Annotated in this window: 5 protein-coding genes; 2 read left to right on the top strand and 3 right to left on the bottom strand. The window is 74.5% G+C overall.

Annotated elements, in window-relative coordinates; all coding sequences use genetic code 11:
• Both DMH12_RS36335 and DMH12_RS36330 read right to left on the bottom strand, forming a co-directional pair.
• On the bottom strand, nt 1-626 hold a 626-nt coding region (locus tag DMH12_RS36335), incomplete at its 3' end, for a hypothetical protein (protein WP_125495566.1).
• On the bottom strand, nt 626-1,930 hold the full coding sequence (locus DMH12_RS36330; RefSeq protein ID WP_125495565.1) for a 3-oxoacyl-ACP reductase: 1,305 nt from the start codon (nt 1,928-1,930) through the stop codon (nt 626-628). The genes DMH12_RS36335 and DMH12_RS36330, both read right to left, overlap by 1 nt.
• A 112-nt stretch (nt 1,931-2,042) precedes the next feature.
• Between DMH12_RS36330 and DMH12_RS36325 the strand changes: the two genes are divergently transcribed.
• Together DMH12_RS36325 and DMH12_RS36320 are read left to right on the top strand one after the other, a co-directional pair.
• Nucleotides 2,043-3,329 carry an acetyl-CoA C-acetyltransferase gene (locus DMH12_RS36325; RefSeq protein WP_125495564.1) on the top strand — a complete coding sequence of 429 codons (1,287 nt, stop codon included), beginning with the start codon at nt 2,043-2,045 and terminating at the stop codon, nt 3,327-3,329.
• A gap of 222 nt (nt 3,330-3,551) precedes the next feature.
• Complete coding sequence (locus tag DMH12_RS36320; RefSeq protein ID WP_125495563.1) at nt 3,552-5,480, top strand: long-chain fatty acid--CoA ligase; 1,929 nt, start codon at nt 3,552-3,554, stop codon at nt 5,478-5,480.
• Nucleotides 5,481-5,671: 191 nt separating this feature from the next.
• On the opposite strand, the gene DMH12_RS36310 is transcribed toward DMH12_RS36320, so the two are convergent.
• Nucleotides 5,672-6,313, bottom strand: a complete 642-nt coding sequence (locus DMH12_RS36310; RefSeq protein ID WP_125495562.1) for a class I SAM-dependent methyltransferase — start codon at nt 6,311-6,313, stop codon at nt 5,672-5,674.
• Nucleotides 6,314-6,447: the final 134 nt, after the last annotated feature.

Genomic DNA, 6,447 nt, shown 5'->3' with positions numbered 1-6,447 from the left:
GGGTTGCGGTCGCCGGAGGCGGCACCGTAGCGCCGTCCGACGTCACCGGCGAGGCGCCACTCGCGGCGGGTGGGGAGAGGCTCGGGGCCGGAGGCCGGAGTGGGCGGCCCGTGCTCCGGGCCGGGGGTCTTCGCGCTTCCGTGCCGGGCCAGGTACGTGCTGCGTGACTCCCACACCACCTCCCCGTCGGCCCGGACCTCCGTCGCCACCGTGGCCTCGGTGCCGCGGCGGTGCGGTGCCAGGCCCTCGACGTACGTGGTGAGTTCGTACGCGGCGGTCGCGGGCATGGCGGCGTACCGGGTGATGGCGACCGACGTGTGGACGAGCCCGAGCAGCGGGAGCGGGAAGTCCCGGCCGCTCATCAGGCGCATGGCCGAGGGGAAGCCCAGGACGTGCGGATACGTCACCGGGAGCGCGTCCGCCCCGGTGGGGAAGCCGCACACCCGCTCGTACGCCGCGAGCCGCGCCAGGTCCACGCGCAGGCCGGGCAGGACCAGCCGGGTGCGGGGGAAGTCGGCGTCCGGGCGGGGCCGCTTGAGGGGCGACAGGAGGGCGCCGCGGGCGAGCAGCGGCGCGAGGGCGGGCGGCCCGGTCAGGGTGGTGGTCGTGGGGTGCGCGGTGGTCATCACGCCCCCAGCAGGCTCTGGCCGCAGACCCGGACGACCTGGCCGTTGACCGCGCCGGAGGCCGGGTGGGCGAGCCAGGCGGTGGTCTGGGCGACGTCGACCGGCAGGCCGCCCTGGGCGAGGGAGTTCATGCGCCGGCCCGCCTCGCGGATGAAGAGCGGGACGGCCGCGGTCATCCTCGTCTCGATGAACCCCGGCGCCACCGCGTTCACCGTCACCCCGTGCCCGGCCAGCGCGCGCGGCGAGAGCGAGCGGACCAGGCCGACGATCCCGGCCTTGCTCGCGCCGTAGTTGGTCTGGCCCGCGTTGCCCGCGAGCCCGGCGATGGAGGCCGTCGCCACGATCCGCCCGCCCCGGTTGACCGCGCCCGCGGCGAGCAGCGCGTCCGTGGTGCGCAGGACGCTCGCGAGGTTGACGTCGAGGACGGAACTCCAGCGGTCGGCGGGCATGTTGGCCAGGCGCCGGTCGCGGGTGATGCCGGCGTTGTGGACGAGGACGTCGATGCCGCCGGGCACGGCGGCGGCGATGCGCTCGCCCGCGTCGCCGGCGGTGATGTCGAGGGCGAGGGCGGTGCCGCCGAGGCGTTCCGCGGCCCGGCGTGCCTCGTCCTCGGCCTGCGGTACGTCGAGGACGACGACCTGGGCGCCCTGTCCGGCCAGGGTTTGGGCGACGGCGGCGCCGATCCCGCGGGCGGCGCCGGTGACGAGTGCGGTGCGTCCGGCCAGCGGCAGTTCCCAGTCGTCCGGGGTGCTGGTCCCGCCCGGGTCGCCGACCTCGACGACCTGCCCGCTGACGTAGGCGGAGGCGGGGGAGAGGAGGAAGCGGAGGGTGGACTCGGCGGCGTCGGCGCCGCCGGCGGCGTCGGCGAGCCGGACGAGGTTGACCGTCCTGCCCCGCCCGATCTCCTTGCCGAGCGAGCGGGTGAAGCCCTCCAGCGCCTGCTGGGCGGCGGCCTGGTGGTGGTCGTCCGGGTCGGGCGGGGTGCCGAGCACCACCACCCGTCCGCTGGTCGCGACGGACCGTACGACGGGGTGCAGCGCGGCGTGCACCTCGGCGAGCGCGTCGACGTCCCGGACTCCGGTGGCGTCGAGGACGACGGCGGCGGGGTGTCCGGTGTCGTCCGGGCCGAGGCCGGTGCGGGCGAGGACGGGCGCGAGGTCGAGGCCGGTCTTGCCGGCGGTGAGGTGCAGCAGGCCGCCGGAGAAGGCGCCGCGTTCCAGCGGGGCGGGTTGCGGCAGCCCCAGTCGCCGGGTGAGGAAGCGGCCGGGCGCGGTGCCGGTGAAGCTGAGATAGCGGTCGGCCATGTCCTGTCTCCCCAAGCCCTCGGTCATACCCACGTGGTCATACCCACATGTGCTTACTCTGGAGTAAGGTTACCGGAGGTAAGCCTACGTCACGGGTGAGGAGCAGGTCGAGATGAGCCCTCTGGCAGCGCAGCCCGCGCGCCGCGTCGCGGTCGTCGGCGGCGCCCGCGTCCCCTTCGCCCGCGCCGACGGGCCCTACGCCACCGCGTCCAACCAGGAGATGCTCACCGCGGCCCTCGACGGCCTGGTCGCCCGCTACGGCCTCCAGGAGCCCGGCTCCGTCGGCGAGTTCGTGGCCGGCGCGGTCCTCAAGCACAGCCGCGACTTCAACCTCGCCCGGGAGACGGTCCTCGGCTCGGCGCTCGACCCGCGCACCCCCGCGTACGACATCCAGCAGGCCTGCGGCACCGGGCTCCAGGCCGTGATCGCCGCCGCCAACAAGATCGCCCTCGGGCAGACCGAGTCGGCGATCGCGGGCGGCGCGGACACGGCGAGCGACGCCCCGCTCGGCGTCAACGACCGCCTGCGCCGCATCCTGTTGGAGGCCCGGCGCGCGAAGTCCCTCGGCGGCCGGGCGAAGGCGCTGGCGAGGATCCGCCCCGGCCACCTGGTCCCCGACATCCCGCGCAACGCCGAGCCGCGCACCGGTCTGTCGATGGGCGAGCACGCCGCGGTCACCGCCCGGGCCTGGGGCATCACCCGCGAGGACCAGGACGAACTCGCCGCGACCAGCCACCGGCGACTGGCCGCCGCCTACGAACGCGGCCTGTTCCGGGACCTCGTGGTCCCCTTCCGCGGCCTGGCCCGCGACCAGAACCTGCGCCCGGGCTCGACGGTGGAGAAACTGGCCGCGCTGAAGCCGGTGTTCGGACTCTCCGGCGCCGAACCGACCATGACGGCGGGCAACTCCACGCCCCTGACCGACGGCGCGGCCACCGTGCTGCTGGCGAGCGAGGAGTGGGCCGAGGCCCGGGGCCTGGAACCGCTGGCGTATCTGACGGCGTACGAGACGGCGGCCGTGGACTTCGTCGGCGGCGACGCGGCCGGCGGCGAGGACGGGCTGCTGATGGCCCCGGCGTACGCGGTCCCGCGCATGCTGGAGCGTGCGGGGCTGGGCATCGAGGACTTCGACCTCGTCGAGATCCACGAGGCGTTCGCGTCCCAGGTGCTGGCCACCCTGGCGGCCTGGGAGAAGCGCGGTCTCGCCCCGGTCGACCGGGCCCGGCTGAACGCGGCCGGCTCCTCCCTCGCCACCGGCCACCCCTTCGCCGCGACCGGCGCCCGCGTCGTGGCGACCCTGGCCACCCTGCTCGCCGAACGGGAGGGCCCGGGGCGCGGACTGATCTCGGTCTGCGCGGCGGGCGGCCAGGGCGTGACGGCCATATTGGAACGAACGTGACCTACCCGCAGGTAACCCCCGAGACTGCACACCCCCGGCGCCGGACCATCCCCGAACCCGCACCAACTCCCCACGCGGGCCCCGTACGATCCCGAGACTGACCGCCGGTAACCCGCCTGCCCGGTACCGGCGATGAACGCCTCGGCGCGCGAGGCACGTACGTCATGCAGCAGAGCACCGACCGCAGAGCGGTGTCGCCGCTGCACGTCCCAGGAGCCGCCCGTGTCCACCCCGCTTCCCTCCTTCGCCGCATCCGCCGCCTACGCCGACTCGCCCGGCCCCACCCTGGTGGCGCCCGAGACGCGGCGGCTGGACGGCGCCGTACGGGAGGCCTACGTACCGCCGTTCGCCCCGCCGGTGCGCCGCGGGTCCCTCGCCGACCTGCCCTTCGACAACGCGGCGGCCGTCCCCGGCCAGGTGGTCCTCAGCCGCCGCTCCGCGGACGGCGACTGGTCCGACGTGACGGCGGCGGACTTCGCCGACCAGGTGCACGCCGTGGCCAAGGGCATGATCGCGGAGGGCCTGATGCCGGGCGACCGCATCGCGATCATGGCGCGGACGACGTACGAGTGGACACTGCTGGACTTCGCCGCGTGGGCGGCCGGCCTGGTCACCGTCCCCGTCTACCCGACCTCCTCCCTCTTCCAGACCCGCTGGATCCTCCAGGACTCCGGCGCGGTCACCCTCGTCACCGAGACCACCGCTCAGGCCGCGGCTCTCGGCCCCGAGCTGGACCGCATCCCCGACCTCCAGCACCTGTGGGTCATGGAGAAGGGACACGTGGAGCGGCTGGCGGAGCTGGGCGCGCGGGTGCCGGACGCGGAGGTCGAGGTACGGCGCGGCATGCTGGGTCCCACCACCCTCGCCACCCTCATCTACACCTCCGGCACCACCGGCCGCCCCAAGGGCTGCGTGCTCACCCACGGCAACTTCTTCGCCGAGGTGGACAACGCGATCGAGCTGCTCTACCCCGTCTTCAAGGCGGAGACCGGCGAGGAGCCCTCGATCCTGCTCTTCCTGCCGATGTCGCACGTCTTCGGCCGCATGGTCGCCGTCGCCTGCGTCCGCGCCCGGGTCCGCCTCGGCCACGCCCCCAGCCTGAAGCCGGAGGACCTGCTCCCCGACCTCGCCGCCTTCCGCCCGACCTGCCTGCTGACCATTCCGTACATGCTGGAGAAGATCTACAACAGCGCCCGCGCCAAGGCCGAGTCCGGCGGCCGGGCCTCCGCCTTCGACCGCGCCGCCTCGGTGGCCGTGCGCTACGGCGAGGCCCGGGAGGCCCACCAGACCGGCACCGGCGGCGGCCCCGGCCGCGGCCTGAAGACCGCCCGCGCCTTCTACGACCCCCTCGTCTACCGCAAGATCCGGGCCGCCATGGGCGGCCAGGTCAAGTACGCCATCTGCGGCGGCTCCCCGCTCGGCCGCCGCCTCGCCGCCTTCTACGCCGGCGCCGGCATCGAGATCTTCGAGGGCTACGGCCTCACCGAGACCACGGCCGCGGCCACCGTCACGCCCCCGCTCAAGCCGCGCCTCGGCACGGTCGGCTGGCCGCTGCCCGGCACCCGTATCCGCATCGCCGCCGACGGCGAGATCCTCGTCGCCGGCGAGCAGGTCCTGCACGGCTACTGGGACCCCCAGGCGGGCGGCGTCGTCCCGGCCGCCCCCGACGGCTGGTTCGCCACCGGCGACATCGGCAGCCTGGACGACGACGGCTACCTGACGATCACCGGCCGCAAGAAGGAACTGCTGATCACCGCGGGCGGCAAGAGCGTGGCCCCCGCCCCGCTGGAGAACTGGCTGCGCTCCCACCCCCTCATCTCCCAGTGCATCGTCCTCGGCGACCGCCGCCCCTACGTCTCCGCCCTGTTCACCCTCGACCCCGACGGTGTCACCCACTGGCGCCGCATGAACGGCAAGCACCCGGTGCCGCCGGAGCTGCTCACCGACGACGAGGAGGTCCTGGCGGTCCTCCAGCGCGCGGTCGACGAGGCCAACAAGCTGGTCTCCCGCCCGGAGTCCATCCGCCGCTTCGCCGTCCTGCCGAGGGACTTCACGGAGTGGGAGGGCCACCTGACCCCCTCGATGAAGCTGCGCCGAGAGGCGATCATGCGGGACTTCGCGGGCGCGGTGGAGGGGCTGTACGACACGTAGGCCGCGCGTCCGCCCTAGGCCGTGTCCGCAAAGTCCTGTCTGCCTCGCGACGCCCGGCACGCACTCTCGCCGCACCGGGCGAAGCCCCGAGTACGCCCAGTACGAGGGGCTGCGCCCAGCACGCCGAGAGCACGCACCGGACGCCGCGAGGCCCGCCCTCCGGGCGGACGGCAGGACTTTGCGGACACGACCTAGCGGCGGGCGATCAGGCAGGCCTGCGGGACGTTCGCGGAGGTGTCCGCCTCCTGTACGCGCACGGTCCGCGACAGCACGGTGAACCCGGCCCGCTCCAGCAGAGCGGCCATCGCCTCCGGCCGCCGCCGCTCGAAGTCCAGGGCGACCGGGTGGCCGAAGGGGCGGTCGAGCAGGCTCGGCTCGTCGCCGACCTGGAAGCCGAGCAGCAGATGCCCGCCCGGGGCCAGCACGCGCCGGATCTCCCCGAAGAGGTCCGGCAGCCGCTCGGCCGGGGTGTGGATCGACGAGTACCAGGAGACGGCCCCCGCGAGGGCGCCGTCGGGCAGGTCCAGCTCCAGCATCGAACCCTGCTCGAACCGCAGCCCCGGGTTCTCGCGGCGCGCGATCGCGAGCATGGACGCGGACAGGTCCAGGCCGAAGACCCGCAGGCCCAGCGAGGCGAGGTGCGCGGTGACCAGGCCGGGCCCGCAGCCGAGGTCCACCACCTGGCCCCCGGCGCCCACCAGCTCGGCGAAGGCGGCCATCAGCGCCCGGTCGAGCGGGGCGTCGGCGAGGACGGAGCGGAAGCGGGCGTGGTAGTCCTCGGCGATGGCGTCGTAGAACGTCCGGGTGGTGGTCACGAAGGCGGCGGCAGTCATGGCGGGACCCTAGTCTTCTGAGTCAGGAATTCTGTTCAGATGTGTAGGGTTGCCTGATGGCGCGTACTGGGCGGCCGAAGGCCGAGCTGATCCTGTCGGATGAGGAGCGGGCTGCGCTGGAGGGGTGGGTGCGG

The organism is Streptomyces sp. WAC 04229 (genome assembly GCF_003947455.1).
In the GTDB taxonomy this organism is placed as follows: domain Bacteria; phylum Actinomycetota; class Actinomycetes; order Streptomycetales; family Streptomycetaceae; genus Streptomyces.
This window is presented reverse-complemented; position numbering and strand designations above follow the sequence as displayed.

Bases quoted from the DNA above. Each gene is read 5' to 3' on its own strand.
- DMH12_RS36310 (WP_125495562.1), bottom strand. From the start codon at position 6,313: ATGACTGCCGCCGCCTTCGTGACCACCACCCGGACGTTCTACGACGCC.
- DMH12_RS36325 (WP_125495564.1), top strand. From the start codon at position 2,043: ATGAGCCCTCTGGCAGCGCAGCCCGCGCGCCGCGTCGCGGTCGTCGGC.
- DMH12_RS36330 (WP_125495565.1), bottom strand. From the start codon at position 1,930: ATGGCCGACCGCTATCTCAGCTTCACCGGCACCGCGCCCGGCCGCTTC.